This window comes from Cellvibrio sp. 25HG11W-0 (genome assembly GCF_057815475.1).
Genome location: NZ_CM174230.1, coordinates 1,783,808 through 1,802,351, shown reverse-complemented (window position 1 = coordinate 1,802,351; position 18,544 = coordinate 1,783,808). Strand labels below are relative to the sequence as shown.

At 48.0% G+C, this 18,544-nt stretch carries 16 protein-coding genes; 3 read left to right on the top strand and 13 right to left on the bottom strand.

Annotated elements, in window-relative coordinates:
- Window positions 1–105 precede the first annotated feature (105 nt).
- Window positions 106–1,779, bottom strand: coding sequence for a methyl-accepting chemotaxis protein (locus AC0KUT_RS07390; RefSeq protein WP_488834760.1), 1,674 nt, complete (start codon window positions 1,777–1,779; stop codon window positions 106–108).
- A gap of 139 nt (window positions 1,780–1,918) precedes the next feature.
- A complete protein-coding gene (locus AC0KUT_RS07385; protein ID WP_488834759.1) occupies window positions 1,919–2,593 on the bottom strand; it encodes a pseudouridine synthase in 675 nt (224 codons plus the stop codon).
- Window positions 2,594–3,090: 497 nt separating this feature from the next.
- Between AC0KUT_RS07385 and AC0KUT_RS07380 the strand changes: the two genes are divergently transcribed.
- The 3 genes from AC0KUT_RS07380 (at window position 3,091) to AC0KUT_RS07370 (ending at window position 6,358) form a co-directional block, all read left to right on the top strand.
- The gene (locus tag AC0KUT_RS07380) at window positions 3,091–4,752 is read left to right on the top strand and encodes a nitrite/sulfite reductase (RefSeq protein ID WP_488834757.1); all 1,662 of its coding nucleotides are present in this window, start codon (window positions 3,091–3,093) and stop codon (window positions 4,750–4,752) included.
- On the top strand, window positions 4,739–5,248 hold the full coding sequence (locus AC0KUT_RS07375) for a DUF934 domain-containing protein (RefSeq protein WP_488834755.1): 510 nt from the start codon (window positions 4,739–4,741) through the stop codon (window positions 5,246–5,248). The genes AC0KUT_RS07380 and AC0KUT_RS07375 overlap by 14 nt, the downstream gene beginning before the upstream one ends.
- A gap of 117 nt (window positions 5,249–5,365) precedes the next feature.
- A complete protein-coding gene (locus AC0KUT_RS07370) occupies window positions 5,366–6,358 on the top strand; it encodes a hypothetical protein (RefSeq protein WP_488834753.1) in 993 nt (330 codons plus the stop codon).
- A gap of 118 nt (window positions 6,359–6,476) precedes the next feature.
- Here the strand turns inward: AC0KUT_RS07370 and AC0KUT_RS07365 are convergent, their stop codons facing one another.
- The 11 genes from AC0KUT_RS07365 to AC0KUT_RS07315 form a co-directional block, all read right to left on the bottom strand.
- Window positions 6,477–7,616 carry a patatin-like phospholipase family protein gene (locus AC0KUT_RS07365; protein ID WP_488834751.1) on the bottom strand — a complete coding sequence of 380 codons (1,140 nt, stop codon included), beginning with the start codon at window positions 7,614–7,616 and terminating at the stop codon, window positions 6,477–6,479.
- A gap of 9 nt (window positions 7,617–7,625) precedes the next feature.
- Complete coding sequence (locus AC0KUT_RS07360) at window positions 7,626–7,844, bottom strand: hypothetical protein (RefSeq protein ID WP_488834750.1); 219 nt, start codon at window positions 7,842–7,844, stop codon at window positions 7,626–7,628.
- A gap of 50 nt (window positions 7,845–7,894) precedes the next feature.
- Window positions 7,895–8,362 (bottom strand): NfeD family protein, encoded by a 468-nt coding sequence (locus tag AC0KUT_RS07355; protein WP_488834748.1) that lies wholly within the window; start codon window positions 8,360–8,362, stop codon window positions 7,895–7,897.
- Window positions 8,363–8,379: 17 nt separating this feature from the next.
- On the bottom strand, window positions 8,380–9,354 hold the full coding sequence (locus tag AC0KUT_RS07350) for an SPFH domain-containing protein (protein ID WP_488834747.1): 975 nt from the start codon (window positions 9,352–9,354) through the stop codon (window positions 8,380–8,382).
- Window positions 9,355–9,475: 121 nt separating this feature from the next.
- On the bottom strand, window positions 9,476–11,113 hold the full coding sequence (locus tag AC0KUT_RS07345) for an AMP-binding protein (protein ID WP_488834745.1): 1,638 nt from the start codon (window positions 11,111–11,113) through the stop codon (window positions 9,476–9,478).
- Window positions 11,114–11,148: 35 nt separating this feature from the next.
- On the bottom strand, window positions 11,149–12,939 hold the full coding sequence (locus tag AC0KUT_RS07340) for an acyl-CoA dehydrogenase C-terminal domain-containing protein (RefSeq protein WP_488834743.1): 1,791 nt from the start codon (window positions 12,937–12,939) through the stop codon (window positions 11,149–11,151).
- A gap of 313 nt (window positions 12,940–13,252) precedes the next feature.
- Complete coding sequence (locus AC0KUT_RS07335; protein ID WP_488834742.1) at window positions 13,253–13,822, bottom strand: CoA pyrophosphatase; 570 nt, start codon at window positions 13,820–13,822, stop codon at window positions 13,253–13,255.
- Between the two features lie 8 nt (window positions 13,823–13,830).
- Window positions 13,831–14,151 (bottom strand): YqfO family protein, encoded by a 321-nt coding sequence (locus AC0KUT_RS07330; protein ID WP_488834740.1) that lies wholly within the window; start codon window positions 14,149–14,151, stop codon window positions 13,831–13,833.
- A gap of 129 nt (window positions 14,152–14,280) precedes the next feature.
- Complete coding sequence (locus AC0KUT_RS07325) at window positions 14,281–15,456, bottom strand: phosphoglycerate dehydrogenase (RefSeq protein ID WP_488834739.1); 1,176 nt, start codon at window positions 15,454–15,456, stop codon at window positions 14,281–14,283.
- A gap of 77 nt (window positions 15,457–15,533) precedes the next feature.
- Entirely contained in the window at window positions 15,534–16,649 is a 1,116-nt protein-coding gene (locus AC0KUT_RS07320; protein WP_488834738.1) for a phosphoserine transaminase, read from the bottom strand.
- Window positions 16,650–16,963: 314 nt separating this feature from the next.
- On the bottom strand, window positions 16,964–18,457 hold the full coding sequence (locus AC0KUT_RS07315) for a tryptophan halogenase family protein (RefSeq protein WP_488835666.1): 1,494 nt from the start codon (window positions 18,455–18,457) through the stop codon (window positions 16,964–16,966).
- Window positions 18,458–18,544: the final 87 nt, after the last annotated feature.

Below are 18,544 nucleotides of genomic sequence, written 5' to 3'. Positions count from 1 at the left end.
ACCAATCACCTTTTTTTACAAGCTTGATTTGAGCCCGTTCGTTTTTCACACCTCGCGCTTTACGCTCAACTCGCAACGCAATACGACCGTTTATATCCCTGCCAATTACAACTTAAACTGCTGAATAAGCTGCTGTAGCTGCTGGCCAATTTGTTTTACTTCGCCACCTAAACTATTAGATTGCGCTGCGCTTTGGCTAGCAGACTCTGTGGCATCCGCTATTTGATGCATACTGACATTAATCGATTCAATCACTTGGGTTTGCTCTTCTGCCGCTGTAGCGATTTGCAGACCGCGCTGATTAATGGTGCTAACTTGCTGGCTAATTTCACGCAAAACATCTGCCGTTGCGGCGACGAGTTCTACCGAAGTATCACCTTTCACCAAACTGCGTTTAATCGAGTCGCTGGCATTGGAGGTGCTGTTCTGCAAACGTTGAATCATGGCATGAATTTCTTGAGTAGAACTCGCCGTGCGCGCCGCCAGTGCGCGCACTTCATCAGCTACTACTGCAAACCCACGGCCCTGCTCGCCTGCTCGCGCCGCTTCAATAGACGCATTGAGCGCTAACAAATTGGTCTGCTCCGCAATACCGCGAATCACATCCAATACCTTGCCAATACCTTCCACATCATTTTGTAGCTGCGCCAAACCTTCCGTATTCAAGCGCACTTCTGACGAGAGCTCGTGAATTTGTTTAATCGACTGGCCTGCAGTTGTTTCTGCTTTCTGCGTGGACTGCTCGGCAGATTCTGCGGCGCTTGCAGCCTCTTGCGTGCTATTGGCAACTTCTTGCGCCGAGGCCGCCATTTCATTTATGGCGCTGGCAACCTGCAAGGTTTGGCCGCGCTGAAGATCGAGAATTTGAAAGGTGTTGGTCGTGTTAGTCGCTACAGATTCACTGACCTTGGCGAGATCTTGCGTCAAGCCGTGAACGCGCCCAACCAATTGGTGAATACTGCCCACAAACACGTTGAATGCCTTGATAACCTCACCCAACTCATCATCCTGTGTGTGCACTAAGCGACGAGTTAAATCCCCGCCACCGCTGGCGATATCTTGCAGGCTCTCTGCTAGCGCACGTATAGGCGCAAGAATTTTTTGTGCCATTAGTAGCGCAATAGCAAAAACAATCACCAAAATAATCGCAGTAATTATAAAAATTTGCAGTAACGTTTGCTGTATATGGTCGCGACTAATGGCCTCTGCCTTGGCGACCGCTTCATCGATATTATCGATATAAAAACCGGTACCGAGCATGAGATCCCATTTACTCAACCAAGTCGCAATACTCAACTTAGGATAGGCTTGGGTATCGTTTCCCAAACGGGGAAAATGATAGGTAACATAGCCACCACCCGCCTGCCCTTGCTTGACCAGTTCGTTGATAAGATACACGCCATTAACATCTTTATAACTGCTAAAACTTTCACCAATCTTGGCGCTATCGCGGCCAGAAAACACGCGCACTGACTTGCCGTCATACCCAAAAAAGTAACCGTCTTTACCATAGTTCAAGCTCTGTAAAGCCACCACTGCTTTAGCTTTAGCATCGCTATCGCCAGAGTCGTAGTAGGGCTTAATAACTGAGAGCGCTATATCAAGTGAGTGTTGTAACTCAGTTTTTTTGGCTTCTAGCAGGGTATCGCGCAATACCATCATGTCGTCTTGCGCCACTTTCTCCATGCGCCAACTAACAAGACTAAGCAATGACAGAACCAGAATAATGCAGGGAATAAGGCCAAGGAGGATTAACTTGTGTTTCATTTTTATTGTCATAGAGAACCAGTGCAGTCGAAAGTGGGAAATGGCGAATCTCCGGCAGCTCCATGTCCGAGAAATAAAATATCAATACTCCGTGGAGTATAGACGGCAGGCTCGATCCGACAACCCCAAAGTTGCATACAAGTATACTGCGCTAGAATTCAGGCGCGCAGCTGTACTCCTGCGCGGCTTGTGTGTACGGGTGGTAAAATGACAGCTGCGTTGCATGCAATAGAAGCCGTGCTGATTGCCCCAACGCAATTGAATCAGCGTAGAACTCACAACCCAAAATCGGGTGGCCCAACGCCTGCAGGTGCAGGCGCAATTGATGTGAGCGCCCAGTGATGGGGTGCAGCAAGAGGCGGCTGGTGCAGGCCGCAGTATCCCGTGTGACCACGGTGTATTCGGTCACCGAGGGTTTGCCTGTTTCGTGGCAAATTTTGTATTTGGGGCGATTTTCCATATCCGCCACTATGGGCAGGTCTATCACTCCCTCATCTGCCGCCACCAAACCGGCTACGACAGCGGTGTAGGTTTTACGAATAGTGCGCGCTTGAAATTGCTTACTAATATGTGAAAGTGCGGGTTTATTGAGCGGAATGACCATCAGCCCCGAGGTGTCGAAATCCAACCTATGCACTATGGCAGCGGAGGGAAACTCACCCAGCAGGCGACTAATCACAGAATCATGATTTTGCGGGTGGCGCCCGGGCACACTCAATAGCCGCGGCGGCTTGTTGATAATCAAAAAATCCGCATCGCGCTGCAGAATTTTCAACTCTTCGGTGCAGGGAGGCAGTATGTGTAAATCATCGATAGCGGTAGACACGTGCTTTTCTCACTCAATATGTCACTTTAAAAAGCCGCCTAGCTGGGCGGTTATGCATGAAACACCAGCAGTTTACCTGTCTATTTCATTAAGTCTCGGTATAAGTCATTGTTTAGCACTTAGTAGTAAGTCACTTACTGTAGTGATTAATGACGCAACGCCATGGCCGCAAAGCAGCTACAGGCAGGCATTCTACCCCGCTATAACTAAATGGAAGAATCTTAGGCTTATTGGTTCGTTCCCTTGATGGATTATTACTGTTATTTTGCGCTCCGTTTGCTGACTTTAGCCAAGCATCATCGGCTAAGAAACCTGTGTTTAGCTCGCAGTCACGGGGCAATTCCTGTATTCTGCGCGCCTCAATTTCCCCTCCTAAGACTGCTGGTAGCGCCGCTAAGCGCAGGTTTTAGGGGCACTTCTGGCTTTGTGTGTACTGACTTCTAGCATTGCGTGTACTGAAAGACTTCTTATTCACTTAAAGATGAGTATCTAGCTCCATGTATATTTACGACGAGTACGATCACAGCATTTTGCGCCAACGCGTGGCGCAGTTTCGCGATCAAACTGAGCGCTTTTTAACGGGCGATTTAAAACCCGAAGAGTTCCTGCCACTGCGCCTGCAAAACGGCCTTTACGTACAACGTTTAGCGCCCATGCTGCGCATTAACGTTCCCTACGGCATGCTTAACACCACCCAGTTGCGCCGCTTGGCACACATTGCCCGTCACTACGACAAGGGCTACTGCCATGTGAGTACTCGTCAAAACATCCAATACAACTGGCCCGACTTGACCGAAGTGCCAGACATTTTGGCAGAACTGGCTGAAGTGCAAATGCACGGCACCCAGTCCAGCGGTAACTGCATACGCAACACCACCTCGGACCAATTCGCCGGTGTAGCCGAAGACGAAATCGTGGACCCGCGCCCCTACTGCGAAATTATTCGCCAGTGGTCGAGCTTCCACCCGGAATTTGCGTTTTTACCGCGCAAATTCAAAATCGCCGTAACTGGCTCGCAGAAAGACCGCGCCGCCGTGCAAGTGCACGACATTGGCCTGCAAATTAAGCTAAACGATAAGGGCGAAGTCGGCTTCCAAGTTTATGTGGGCGGCGGCCTTGGCCGCACCCCGGTGATTGGCAGCACCATTCGCGACTTCTTGCCCGAAGCCGATTTGCTCAGCTACCTAGAAGCCATACTGCGCGTGTACAACCTGTCCGGCCGCCGCGACAACAAATACAAAGCCCGTATCAAAATTCTGGTGCGCGCCCTCACCCCTGAAGTTTTCGCGCAAAAAGTGGAAGCCGAGTGGGAACATTTAAAAGATGGCAGCAACCAGCTGACTCAAGCAGAAATCGAACGCGCTAAAGGCTTCTTTACCGCGCCCGCTTACGCAACTATCGACAACGCCGCTGCACAAGCTGCAGTAGATACGCTAGCCGCAGGCAACATCGCCTTTGGCAAATGGCTGAGCCGCAATGTGCGCGGCCACAAAATTGCCGGTTACGCCGCTGTGACCCTCTCGCTCAAGCCCACCGGTGTAGCGCCCGGGGATATTACCGACAAGCAGTTGGAAATCATCGCCGACCTCGCGGACCAATACAGTTTTAGCGAAGCGCGCACCACCCACGAACAAAATATCGTATTGGCGGACGTTAAAAAGTCGGACCTGTTCGACTTGTGGCAGGCCTGTAAAACCGCTGGTTTTGCAACGCCCAACATCGGCACCATCACCGACATTATTTGCTGCCCCGGCGGCGACTTCTGCTCGCTGGCCAATGCCAAGTCCATCCCCATCGCCGAGGCGATTCAACGTCAGTTTGACGATTTGGATTATGTGTACGACTTGGGCGATATCGACCTGAATATTTCCGGCTGCATGAACGCCTGTGGTCATCACCATGTGGGGCACATAGGTATTTTGGGCGTGGATAAATCCGGCAAAGAATTCTACCAAGTGCAACTGGGCGGTAGCGCCAGTAACGACGCTTCACTCGCCGCGGTGCTTGGCCCATCGTTCGGCGCCGACGACATGCCTGTTGTGATTCAAAAGCTGGTGGATGTGTTTGTAGAAAACCGTACCCCCGAAGAACTGTTTATAGACACCTATCGCCGCATTGGCGCAGCACCCTTTAAGGAGCGCGTATATGTCAAAAACTAATATGATTAAAGACGGCGCCATAGTCGCCAACACCTGGGAATTGCTCGCCAAACCCGAAGGCGATGCGGCAGAAGTTGCGGTGCCCGCCGGTCAAGTGATTGTGCCCCTAAGTGTGTGGCTCGCACAAAAAGCCCAACTGCAAACGCGCACTGATATAGGCGTGTGGCTAGACAGCGACGAAACCGCCGAGCAGCTAGGCGCAGACGCCCAAGCCCTGCCGGTAGTTGGCGTAAACTTCCCCGGCTTTATGGATGGCCGCGCTTTCTCCACCGCGCGCCTGCTGCGCGAGCGCTATGGCTTTAAAGGCGAACTGCGCGCGGTCGGCAACTTTATTCGCGACCAACTCTGCTACTTGCGCCGCTGCGGTGTAAACGCCTTTGCCTTCGCCAACAGCGAAATCGATTTGGACGTGGCGGTTAAATCCCTAGAAGATTTTAACGAATACTACCAAGCCTCCGTTGACCAGCCGCTGCCGCTGTTTAGACGTAGAGCTTAATCGCCATGCAGAATCAAAAAAGCCGCTTTCATTAGCGGCTTTTTTTTGCGATAAAACATCTAAACTTGCACAACTGCCAAGGTCTCCCCTGAGCAAAGCCAAAAAGGACGCCAACTCATGATCAATAACTACAACGAACTTGCACCCAAGTTTCGCTCGCGCAAAGCCTTTATAAAGGCCATGGAAAAAGGTCGTAATTCAAAACTGGCGCGAGGCGATGACCTAAATGCTACTGAGCGAGTTAATATATTTTTAACTAGCCAAGAAGGTGCGATTGAAGAATTTATACGTGCATTAGTTAGCTTTGGTGATTTATCGCACCCCAATAAATATTTTTTAGTTGCTGAAGCCTTACAAGCAGGTGCCTGGTGTTTGCCCGCCTATCGCAATACCTGGTTGAGGCTTTTTATTCTTCGTCAGATAGATTTTTTTAATTTTGAGCGAATTCATTTGGAGCGCCCAAGCGCTTCTGGTGGCAAAGGCACAATTACTTTGCCGGATGGTATGGGTGACTTGGTGGCTATGATGGCGATTTTTGGTAATCGCGATTTATTTGAAAATGCCCTTAAGTTCAGTTTAGATGCCTTTGATGGTGGGTTTATCGGCGGCAATATTACTTACTTAACCCAATTGTTTATCTTGCAGTTAAGCGAACACTTTTTAGGCCTAACCCCCAGAGCTTGGCTGAATGATAAACACTGGGGAATAGACCCACGCGTAAAAGAACCCTTGTTTGCTGAACTCTGGCAGCACTGGGACGATGAAACCACAGAAGTGCTTGAACCGCTCCTGATTCAACTGCTCAACCGCCACAGCTTTCAAGCCAGCCGTAATAACAAAGATGGCGGGCGCGATTTTGAAGACCACTCGGAACAGTTTGCTATAGAGGTTCATTTTATTTTTCGCTTGCGTCAATGGCGCGGCTTGAGTAACCCAGTACTTAAACATCGCATCATGGAACCGCCCTTCGATGTTTTGCCTGAGCCAATGGAAGACGTAGTATTTGACGAGCAAAGCATTCTGTTCGTAAAAAAAGTTCGCCAAGTTTTTTCAGACTTTGATACTACGGTGAATGGTGCTCGCATTCGCGATTGGAAAATGTTGTTGTGACCTATAAGTTTGGCGAGCAATAAGGGTAGGCTGGAATAGCGCAGCGACTTCGGACAGCGCTTTACATATTTCAGCAGATCTGTCGGAAGTCGCTGCGCTCTTCCAACCTACGCAAAGATTATTCTTCGGCAAAAAACGTTAAAATCGACTCGGCTTCTGCTATGGTATCGCTGCGCCCCAATGCTATAAGCTCACTGATAAACTCTTTGGAAAACAACAGATAACTCGCCGCTGTGGCGCCGCCGCCCTTGGCCGTTGCGCCTATAGTGCGCAAGAAAAAGCGCATGCTTTTAGGGAGATAACGCACATTGCGCCCCGCGATACCATCGAGTGGATAACTTGGCGAAATCACCATATTTTCTACGGCGCGCAGGTGTAAGTCGGAAGCTTCGAGCCGATCTTCAGGGATCATTTTTAAGAGCGCATTCATTCGTTCTAAATGCTCTAAGTCGCCCTCTAAAGCATCAACAAATGCGCTGTTAAATAGATGCCCTACAATTTGCCCCATGGAGGGCGAATGGCGATGGGGAACACGTTTTTTGGCTTTGGGAGAGCGACGGTTTCCGCTGACCCCTATCACGAATAGCTTATCGGCTCCCAAGTGTAACGCGGGGCTTATAGGTGCCAACTGACGCAGCGCACCATCACCAAAATACTCGCGATTAATTCGCACAGCGGGGAATATAGCGGGAATGGCTGAAGAGGCGAGCAAATGCTCTAGGCGCAGTTGCGTTGCGACACCACCACGCCGATAGCGATTCCAACCCTCGAGCTCAGGGTGACCCTGAAAAAAACTCACGGAATGCCCCGAGGTATAACCCATGGCGGAAATACTCACCGCATGTAACCGCCCATTGGCAATGCGCTGGTCTATATTTTCAAAAGGAATTTTAGAGCCGAGCAAATTCCAGAGCGGCGTGTTATCCAACAGCGAAAGGGGGCGGTTCTGCCCGACCCCTTGGTTAAACAGCGATAGCCCCAGCTCGGATATGCCTTTAAACAAATCAAACCAGCCATGCCGATAAATATCGCCCACGTTCAAGCTTTGCCACATACCCGCTAAATTATTCGCCGCAGATCTGAAGCTGCCCTTGTGCGCCGCTAAGGCTATGGCATTAATCGCGCCGGCCGAGGTACCGCAAATAATCGGGAATGGATTATCAATTTCGGGCGGCAAGATATCCGCCAGTGCTTGCAACACCCCGACTTGATAAGCAGCGCGCGCACCGCCGCCAGATAAAACCAATGCTGTTTTCATAGATACTTATTAATATGCATGACGGCCCCAAAAAGAAGCGCCAAGTGAACGAATATAACCTATCGCTACCTTCAAGCCGTTAAAACGGGAGATGTAGCGCGAGATAAAAATAGTGGCTTCGCTGCCCGAATGGCGCGCAAACTCACTCTTACACTGAATACTAGCATCTGAACCGCTACTCACCAAAAGCTGCAACAAAAAAGGCACCTGTAAGCGATTTTTTGCCAACAGGTGCCAGTTTATGAAGCCTTGAATACAGTGAGAGCTGAAGTGAAGGACTAATTCGCTTTGACCAATAACCGCGAGCCATCCACCGCCACTACCTGCGCATGTGCACCCTCAGGGATTACATCACTCTGGCCTTCGGCAAGGCGTGCTTGCCACTCAATGCCTGAATAACTCACGCGACCTTGATCACGACTGATCGCAACGCTAACCGGCAAGCTTCTGCCGACCATATCACTGCTGGTATCAGGCTCAATCTTGGCATTTTGAAAGCGCTTCAAGGGCTTCCACAATAGCGCCGCACTAATGACGGTGATAATACCCACGGCCACCATTTCAATTTCCCAGCCACTTACAATACCGAGTGAAACCAATACGCCCGTAAGCGCACTGCCAATAGCGATAAATAACAGTGGGCCGCTCATACCGAGCGCGCCCAACTCTAACACCAAGCACAGCCCTGCAATGGCATAGAGCAACTGATCGTGGTGCTGTGCAAAATGTTCGATTAATCCGCCCATAATCTGCCCTTTCCTAATTAACGTGTGAGATTAACAGCAGAAGAAACTGCCATTGCCTGAGCAACGGTATTGGCGATATTTTCGCTGGTTTTACCATCGGTTAACACCACGGTACTCTCATGCGCTATGGCTTTATGCGCATCAATAGCACCCTGAGCCAGATTGAGAATAACGGCTTTTTGCCCCTCTTCTGTCGCCGCTGATTTACCAATCGTTGTTAAGGCTTCTGCCTCAGCAATGGCGACCAAGCGAATGGCTTCAGCCTTACCCGTTGCTTCCAAAATTTGTGCTTCACGGCTCGCTTCTGCTTCTAATACCTGCTCAGCCTTAGCCGCTTCAGCATCTAGTACCCGCGCTTGCTTCTGCCCTTCAGCTGTGGTGATAGCCGCAACTTTCACACCTTCTGCGGTGAGAATAGCGGAGCGCTTTTGACGCTCAGCGGTCATTTGTTTTTCCATATCTTCTTTAATAGAAGGAGGAATCGCAATTTCTAGCAATTCAAAACGCATCACCACTAAGCCCCAAGGCTGAGTCGCATCCTGCATAGCTTCGTGAATTTTTGCATTAATTGCCGCGCGATTTTGAAAGCAGTCATCCAGCTCCATAGAGCCAATTGCATTACGCATAGAGGTCATGGCCAACTGCGTACAGGCAAGTTTGTAATCGGTAATATTGTTGGTCGCCGCAGCGGCATCAATAACCTTAATAAACAGTACGCCATCAATCATGAGCGCGATGTTGTCTTTGGTGATGGCAGACTGCTGCGGAATAACTAAGGTCTGTTCTTTCAAGTTGCGGTCTGCCTCTACTGATTCCACAAAGGGAACAATAAAATTCAAACCTGAGCTAAGTGTTTTGGTGTATTTTCCAAAACGATAGATCACAAAGCCACGGTTTTGCGGCACAAAGTGAATGCCCTTTTTCAAGGTGTAGATCAACACCAATACAATCCAAAACGCGGGGCTTGCTGCTAGACCAAACAAAAATTCCATAATAATTCCCTGATGATTTTTACATTAAATAAATTGTATGTATTAAACAGTCACTCAGATAGCCTTATCAAAAAGACTATTATGTAGCTGCTTTCATGTAGTTGCTTTTATGTAGTTGCTTTTATGTAGTTGCTTTCTGACACTTTTGTATATCACGATCACGCAATTCACGGCGTAAAATTTTGCCTACATTCGATTTAGGCAAGTCTTTACAGAATTCAACTTGATGCGGCACTTTATAGGCCGTTAGTTTTTCACGGGCATAGGCACGCACGGTTTCAAAGCTCAACTCAGGACCTGAGCAAACGATAAACGCTTTTACAATTTCACTGCCTTCCCCATCGGGAATACCCACAACGGCCGCCTCAAGAATATCCGGATGCGCGCTCAACACATCCTCTACCTCGTTGGGGAATACCTTAAAGCCTGAAACATTGATCATATCTTTTTTACGATCGACAATTTTGATATAGCCCTCGGCGTCTATAGTGGCTATATCTCCGGTTTGAAACCAGCCTTCGTCATCGATGACTTCTGCGGTAGCTTCTGGGCGCAGCCAATAGCCGCGCATAACCTGAGGGCCGCGCACACATAGCTCCCCTGCCTCACCCAGCGGTAAGCTCGCACCATGCTCATCGATAACTCTTACTTCCGTATTTTCCAATGCAATGCCTACAGAGCCTTCACGACAATCAGAAACGGGGTTGATAGATACGACCGGAGAAGTCTCCGTTAAACCATATCCCTCACTTAATGGAGCTTTAGTCAGCTCAACCCATTTTCTTGCGGTCTCCGAGGTCAGCGCCATACCCCCTGATGATGTAAGACGCAAATGGCTAAAATCCAATTTCACAAAATCAGCATCGCGCATCAAGGCATTAAACAAGGTATTTAAGCCCACAAAAAAAGTGAATGGCTGGCCCTGCAGCGTTTTTACAAAACCAGAAATATCGCGCGGATTGGGTATCAACAAATTGTGATTACCAATCGAGAGTGCTGAGGTGCAGTGAATCGTGAATGAGTAAATATGGTAGAGCGGAAGTGGCGCAACATAATATTCTTGCCCAGGTCGGAATATATCGCGCATGTAATGGTTCACCTGCAACATATTCGCCACCAAGTTGCGATGGGTTAGCATCGCGCCCTTGGCCACGCCAGTTGTGCCGCCGGTATATTGCAGCACGGCAACATCTTCTGGCTTCACCACAACTGGCACATAATGTTTAGGTGCAGTTTTTAAGGCCTTACAGAGGCTAATTTGGCGCGGAAAATGAAAAGCAGGCACCATTTTTTTAATATATTTCACCGCAAAATTGAGCAGTAGGCGCTTAACTGGCGGATGTAAGTCCCCAAGTTCAGTGACGATTACCTGTTCAACTTGCGTTTCAGCGATTACTTCAGCAGCATTTTTTGCGATATTGGCGAGCACAATAAGCGCTTTTGCACCAGAGTCGTTGAGCTGATGTTTAATTTCAGTCGGGGTATACAGGGGATTGGTGTTGACCACAATCAGCCCCGCGCGCAACGCACCAAATACTACCACCGGATATTGCAAAATATTGGGTAGCTGCACCGCAATACGATCACCCGGCTGCAGGCGAGTGTGCGCCTGGAGGTAAGCGGCAAAGCGCGCCGAAAGACGATCTAAGTCGGCATAGCTAAGAGTGTGATTCATACAGGTAAACGCGGGTTTTTGCGCGTATTGACTACAGGCCTGAGCAAACACTTCTACTAACGTCTTGTTATAGTTCAACGACATGAGTTCATCTCCAGTCTTGTTATTTTTGACATCATCTAAAAATACTCATCGGGTAGGCTCATCAGATTATCTGCACCAGAGCGAATCGTTTCAGACAGCGCCTGAGTACGTGGGAGTATGCGGGCGAAATAGAAATCCGCAGTCGCCAGCTTAGCTTTATAAAACTTTGAATCTATATGACCGTGTTCCAATTTGGCGTAAGCAATCTTGCGCCCGCGCGCCCATAAGTACGCGAGTAACACATAACCTGAATACATTAAAAAATCTACCGCAGCCGCGCCGACTTCATCAGGGTTTTGACGCGCCTTTTGAGCAATTTCTGCGGTCAGCTCCTGCCATTCTTGATTGAGTTTAGCCAATTGCGTGATATGTGCATTTAAATGCAGCAGATCTTCGCTTTGCTGGCAAAAAAACTCTATCTCGTCCGTTAACAATGCTAAGGCATGGCCGCCATCACCCAACAGCTTGCGCCCGAGTAAATCTAACGCCTGAATACCTGTGGTGCCTTCATACAAAGTGGCGATTCGGCAGTCGCGCAGATTTTGTTCCAAGCCCCAATCGCGAATATAACCATGGCCACCGAAACACTGTAGCGCTAGGTTCGCTGACTCAAAACCCGTTTCAGTGCTAAAGGCTTTGGCAATAGGCGTAAGCACGCCCAAGATCTGGCTTGCCACCTTGCTCGCCTCGTCATTATCCAGGTGTGCGCTAATATCCAGTTTTTGGCTGGCGTAATAAATCAGCATACGCTGACCTTCTAACAAGGCCTTTTGGGTAAGCAACATACGCCTAACGTCTGGATGCACTATGATAGGGTCGGCAGCACCTTTAGGATTTTTAACACCACTTAGTGAGCGCATTTGTAAGCGTTCTCGAGCGTAATCCCGCGCTTTTTGATAACCCACTTCGGCGTGCGCAAGCCCTTGTAAAGCAGAACCCAAGCGCGCTAAGTTCATGAATGTAAACATATACGGCAGGCCTTTATGCTGGTCGCCCAACAGCCAGCCTTGCGCATCATCAAAATCTATACTGCAGGTAGCATTCCCGTGAATGCCCATTTTATGTTCGAGTGAACTGCAGCTTACACCATTTGGCTCGGTCACCTGCCCTTGGGCGTCGCTAAGCATTTTGGGTACGACGAAGAGCGATATACCCTTAGTGCCTTCAGGTGCATCCGGTAGGCGAGCCAGTACTATATGCACAATATTGTGCGCAAAGTCATGCTCGCCCGCGGAGATAAAAATTTTATTCCCACTAATTTTGTAACTGCCATCGGGCTGAGGCACAGCCTTAGTGCGCAATAACCCCAGGTCACTGCCCGCATGAGCTTCAGTAAGGCACATGGTGCCGGTCCAATCACCAGAGATAAGGTGTGGTAAATACTGGCTTTTTTGTTCAGCAGTTCCGTGCACTTCGAGCGTGTACATAGCGCCTTGAGACAGAGCAGCATACATTCCCCAAGCCCAGTTGGGCGTGCCTATAACTTCACTGATCACTATACTTAAAGACTGCGGCAAACCTTGACCGCCGTACTGAATTTGACGCGTCAACCCAGGCCATCCAGCAGCACAGTAGTTTACATAAGCCTCTTTAAAGCCCGTGGGCGTAGTGACCTGTCCCGCCTTGAGCTGACAGCCTTGAAGATCGCCAATATCATTGAGCGGCGCTATTTCTTTTTCGGCGAAACGTGCGGCTTCCGCAAGAAACGCGCTCACCAATTCGCGGTCAAGCGTCGGCTGAGCGATTTGCGCACAATGAGACTCATAACCCAGCAGCTCATAGAGCACGAAATCTATGTCGCGCAGTGAAGTTTGATAGTTGTTCATCCCTAATTGCCTTATATAAAAAGATGTCTTATAGAAAGAGATGTTTAGGTTAAATTTCTTGTGTAATCACTTTGTAACGCCTGCTTTATGAGCAAACTTCAGCCAAAAGTGCCATACAAATAATGGATTTCTAACTAACAAAGAGAGCTATACAAATGACCAAAGCACCAATCTTATAACTTTATAGTGGTGTTCATCTTGGCAGATGCTGTGCTTATGTCAAATAGTTACGAGGGAGACGAATTAAAAAACCTAAAATGCTTTAGGGAGTGACTAAAAAGCACGCTAGATGGAGTGAGCACGCTTTAAAAAATCAGAGGATTTCTTTAATCAATTTGAGCAATCGAGCTGTTATAGCTGCTGTAAAACCCCAAATCTCATAGGATTCATAATGATAAACTGGGACGCGGTAAAGCTTGCCCTCTCGCTCAAAACAATCTTCACGCACTTGAATGCCCTGTAAAAAATCCTTCAGCGGCACACTGAAAATACTCTCTAGCTCAACTGCACAGGCATTCAGAGGATAGCGCGCAGAGTAAACACCGACAAAAGGCGTTACTGCGGTAGCGGCACGGGTGAAGGTTTGATTCATGCGCCCTAAAAGACGAATCTCACTGGCAGGCAAGCCGATTTCTTCATGGGTTTCACGCAAGGCTGTCGCCAGTAAATTGCCATCTTGCGGCTCCCACATACCACCAGGAAAGCAGACTTCACCGGGATGGCGGCGCAGGTGTTGCGCACGCCGTGTAAATAAAATACTCGGCGCTGCATCATCACTGAGGAGGATTAATACTGCGGCTTGATGTTTGTAGCCCATCGGCGACGGTTGAGGTTCATATAGAGGGTGAAGTTGAGAGACTAGGTCATTCAGCAGCACAGACACAGCTCACCTCAATATTCACTCAGACGCCAAAGATCAAACCCTGGCATTTCATAGGGATGCGCAGCTTTTAAAGCCGCTACACTTTGTTCAACACACTCATCGGCGCATACCATTTCCACACGGTATTCTGCCACAGTGCTTAGTCTATCGAGTTCACCAATAAAGGGCGCTGCTGCTGCCAAGGGGCGAAACTGCCCTTCTCCCAGCGTTTGCCAACAACATAAATCATAGCTACCTATACGGCCAGCACCCGCTGCAAATACTGCGGATTTAACAAGATCTAAGTGGGACTCAGGAACGAAAAAAACAAGTTTATAGATGTTATTCACTCCCGAGTTATTTGCGTATTAATTGAAATAGCGGAAACAAACACTGTATTGAGACTATTTGAAAAGCTGACATCCATGTCCCTACAAATACCTATAACAGCAAAAAATAGGCACCGTTTTAAGTAGTGATTAAATTACGCGTACCGCAATAACATGACCCACTTTGCCGATAGCTTCAACCACCGCTGCACTAGGTGCAACTTCTAAATCGATAATGTTGTAAGCCACATCGCCGCGACTTTTATTGACCATATCGACGACGTTAACCTTGTGATCCGCTAACACGGAAAGCACATGCCCCAATACACCCGAGACATTTTCATTCACAAAGGTCACGCGCGCGCCAATTCCAGGATTGCGCTCCATGGATACTGTGGGGAAATTCACCGAATTTTTAATATTACCGTGTTCCAAATAATCCATTAATTGATCGGCCGCCATGATCGCACAATTCTCTTCGGCCTCTTCTGTACTCGCGCCAATGTGCGGCATCGCAAATACATCTTTACGGTTGAGTAAAATGGGCTCAGGGAAATCACAAATATATTTACCCAAGTGCCCAGCATCAAGGCTTTCCACAACTGCGTGCGCATCAACAATCGCCTCGCGTGCAAAATTGAGCAGTACCGCGCCCTTCTTAAAGGACTTCAATGATTCAGCGTTAATCATATGCTTAGTCGCATCTATCGCTGGCACATGAAGAGTGATGTAGTCTGAACGTGCTAAAAGTGAATTCAAGTTTTCCATTTTGCTTACTTGGTTAGGCAAACGCCATGCTGCATCAACTGACAAAGCGGGGTCAAAACCTACAACATTCATACCCAGTGCCAAGGCCGCATCAGCGATCAAAGAACCAATCGCACCCAAGCCGACAATACCCAAGGTTTTACCTTGTAACTCAAGGCCTGCAAAATTGGATTTTTCTTTCTCCAACAATTTCGACATTTCGTCGGCATCGGTCATATGGGTTAAGGTTTTCACATAATCCATGCCCGCTAAAATACCGCGCGAACCCAACAACATACCCGCCAGCACCAACTCTTTCACCGCATTTGCATTGGCACCAGGGGAGTTAAATACCACAACGCCCTGCTTGGTGTACTCTGCAACAGGTACGTTATTGGTGCCAGCACCTGCGCGCGCCACGGCTTTTACAGATGCAGACAAGGGTTCACCCTGCAATTTATGACTGCGTAATATATAGGCATCAGGAGCGGTCTGCTCGCTGCTCACCTGATAAGTTTCTGGCGCAAAACGATCCAGGCCCTTGTGTGAAATTTGGTTATAGGTTTTGATCTTAAACATGATATTGATCCTAATACGAAAGCTTGAATAAAAAGGCCGTGTTAAAAAACACGGCCCAGAGCAGACGGGGTTGCTTTTTACGCTTGGGTTACTTGAGCATAGGCCCAGCTCATCCAAGGCAGCAGCGCTTCCAAGTCGCTCGCCTCAACGGTAGCGCCACACCAAATACGCAAGCCTGCAGGGGCATCACGGTAAGCGCCTATATCAAACGCAACAGCTTCTTTTTCAAGCAACTTGATCATGGCCTTCACTTGATCAGGTGTAGCTTTCAAGGTGAAGCAGACGCTGGTATTTGACAGAGTTTCAGGCTTTTGCGCGAGGAAATTAATCCAGTCATTAGCGGCAACAAATTTTTCCAGTACCGCTAAATTGGCATTGGAACGTGCAATCGATTCTTTAACGCCACCAATAGCACGCACCCAATCTAAGGCATCCAGGTAATCAGATACCGCAAGCATTGAAGGTGTATTGATCGTTTCGCCTTTGAATATACCTTCCACAACCTTACCGCCGCTGGTCATGCGAAACAGCTTGGGCAAAGGCCAGCACGGCTTGTAGGTTTCTAAACGTTCAACAGCACGCGGGCTGAGAATTAACATACCGTGTGCGCCTTCGCCGCCGAGCACTTTTTGCCAGCTGAAGGTGATTACGTCTAATTTTTCCCATGGCATTTCCATCGCAAAAACCGCAGAGGTCGCATCGCAAATGGTCAAGCCTTGGCGATCATTGGGAATCCAATCACCGTTTGGTACTTTCACGCCTGACGTTGTGCCGTTCCAAGTGAAAATAACATCATTGTTAAAGTTCACCTTAGACAAATCAGGCAACAAACCATAATCTGCCTCGTGAGCGTTGACGGTTAAATTCAACTCTTTAGTTGCATCCGACAGCCAGCCCTTACCAAAAGATTCCCACTGCAGAATATCTACACCACGCGCGCCCAGCATGGACCACATGGCCATTTCAACGGCGCCTGTATCTGAGCCAGGAACAACACCGACACGGTAGCCAGCAGGCAGGCCGAGCAATTCTGCCGTATCTTCGCAGGCGCGCTGCAGTGCAGCCTTGCCAACGGAAGAGCGGTGCGAACGACCGAGAGTAGAAATATCCAACTGATCCAGACTATAACCCGGGCGCTTACTGCAGGGGCCAGATGAAAAATTGGGATTGCGGGGCTTGACCTGTGGTTGCATGTTAATCCTCTAGCATGGAAAGAGAGGGCGCCAATGACAACGGGGTTATTAGCGCACCTGAGCGGATGATTGAGACACCATCGGTGTACACCAACCATACAAAATTGGGGCGTCGATTATGCCAGCTAAAGACCAAATAACCTAGCCAAGAAGATAACAAACCACGTCTATTCCTAGATAAACCTTGTGACTCTAGCTTTAAGCCATTGAAGCCAAAAGCAAGACAATACAGATGAAATGCACAATAAAACCTCTCACAGCCATATAGACCGCTCAAGTTGAGTCAAATAAGTCTCGACAAACCAATAGAGAGCTTATAAGAACGAAGGGCAATTCTGGCGAATGAACTCATTATGATCCAAGAGGCTATCCAATGCTTGATCCATTCCCACTAGAGCGTTGCGCATCATATTTTGAACCTCCCCCGGATGAGACAAGCAAACAAGAGGATCAAAACCATCCGGCCTAAGCCCCATTCCCTCCAGAACAGCATACCAACTATTAGGAGAAAACAAATTAAACTCGTCTCTATATAAACGTCCGCACGACCTAAATAGATCTATTTTAGCCCTTAGAGTTTCTGGAATATCCATCGTCGTACAATGCCGCCAAAAATCGGTGTCGCGACGCTTCGAGATACAATAATGCAAGATAATAAAATCTCTGACGCTTTCATATTCACAATCCATTGTGCGATTAAATTCGTCGATCGTCGGCTGATCCACGGCCAATAAAGGAAACATCTCTATAAACTTTAATATTGTCTTCATTGCCAAATGAATACTTGTTGACTCTAAGGGTTCAAGAAAGCCTGACGCCAAACCAACGGCAAGACAATTTCTATTCCAAAGCTTTTTACGTTTACCTGTGACAAAACGTAAAATACGCGGCTCCGCAACTAACTTACCCTCTAAATTACTCTTGAACAACAGCGTCGCTTCTTCCTCGCTGCAATAAGCACTAGAAAACACATAGCCATTTCCAGTTCTATGTTGCAGGGGTATTTTCCACTGCCAACCACAAGCTAAAGCCGTAGCTTGAGTATAAGGTGCCAATTCACCTTCAGTTGTCGTCTGTGCAACCACCGCTCTATCGCTCGGAAGAAATGAAGACCAATCTTCATATCCTGTTTTTAGTGCCTCCTCTATAATCAGTCCCTTAAATCCAGAGCAGTCCACGAAGAAGTCAGCTTTTAATTCACGACCATCATCTAATAAAATTGATGCAACATCTCCCTGCCCAGAAAGCTGTGCTGACTCAACTTTACTATCCACCCTAAGTACACCATTTTTCTCAGCAAATTCACGCAGATATCTGGCTACCAATACAGCATCGAAATGCAATGCATATTTAGCGCCCTGCAAAAAGTTAGTAGAACCTCCCGATATTATTTCAAATTTATTTTTTTTCGCCATGACAATTGATGGCGCATAATCGGTAAACTCTGCGGAATTCCCAGCTCGCTGACTAAGCAACCAATGCTGATAAAATTGAATACCATCGATATTAGAACCTACCGTACCAAACTGATGCCAATACGATTTCCCTATCTGGCTCCAATCGTTAAATTTTATTCCCAACTTAAATGTTGCCTGAGTAGACTGAATAAAATGGCGTTCTTCAATACCGAGTAAGCGAATAAAGTCTAGTATGGGCGGAATAGTTGCCTCACCAACACCAACCGCCCCTATATCAGAAGACTCGACCAAAGTAATACTAATCCCCAAAGGTTTAAGCATCTTTGAGAAGCATGCCGCCGCCATCCATCCTGAAGTTCCGCCACCTACAATAACTATACTTTTCAGCATCTCTTTCACCCAAAACTCTCCAGCCAAAAAATTAAAAAGGGGACAATATTTTCATATTGCCCCCCTTTTTAGCTTATTTCAACTCAT

What these genes read in the sequence shown, in the direction of transcription:
- AC0KUT_RS07345 (WP_488834745.1), bottom strand. Translation starts at nt 11,113, where the DNA reads ATGTCGTTGAACTATAACAAGACGTTAGTAGAAGTGTTTGCTCAGGCC.
- AC0KUT_RS07355 (WP_488834748.1), bottom strand. Translation starts at nt 8,362, where the DNA reads ATGGGCGGATTAATCGAACATTTTGCACAGCACCACGATCAGTTGCTC.
- AC0KUT_RS07390 (WP_488834760.1), bottom strand. Translation starts at nt 1,779, where the DNA reads ATGACAATAAAAATGAAACACAAGTTAATCCTCCTTGGCCTTATTCCC.
- AC0KUT_RS07340 (WP_488834743.1), bottom strand. Translation starts at nt 12,939, where the DNA reads ATGAACAACTATCAAACTTCACTGCGCGACATAGATTTCGTGCTCTAT.
- AC0KUT_RS07350 (WP_488834747.1), bottom strand. Translation starts at nt 9,354, where the DNA reads ATGGAATTTTTGTTTGGTCTAGCAGCAAGCCCCGCGTTTTGGATTGTA.
- AC0KUT_RS07315 (WP_488835666.1), bottom strand. Translation starts at nt 18,457, where the DNA reads ATGCTGAAAAGTATAGTTATTGTAGGTGGCGGAACTTCAGGATGGATG.
- AC0KUT_RS07320 (WP_488834738.1), bottom strand. Translation starts at nt 16,649, where the DNA reads ATGCAACCACAGGTCAAGCCCCGCAATCCCAATTTTTCATCTGGCCCC.
- AC0KUT_RS07370 (WP_488834753.1), top strand. Translation starts at nt 5,366, where the DNA reads ATGATCAATAACTACAACGAACTTGCACCCAAGTTTCGCTCGCGCAAA.
- AC0KUT_RS07365 (WP_488834751.1), bottom strand. Translation starts at nt 7,616, where the DNA reads ATGAAAACAGCATTGGTTTTATCTGGCGGCGGTGCGCGCGCTGCTTAT.
- AC0KUT_RS07380 (WP_488834757.1), top strand. Translation starts at nt 3,091, where the DNA reads ATGTATATTTACGACGAGTACGATCACAGCATTTTGCGCCAACGCGTG.
- AC0KUT_RS07325 (WP_488834739.1), bottom strand. Translation starts at nt 15,456, where the DNA reads ATGTTTAAGATCAAAACCTATAACCAAATTTCACACAAGGGCCTGGAT.
- AC0KUT_RS07375 (WP_488834755.1), top strand. Translation starts at nt 4,739, where the DNA reads ATGTCAAAAACTAATATGATTAAAGACGGCGCCATAGTCGCCAACACC.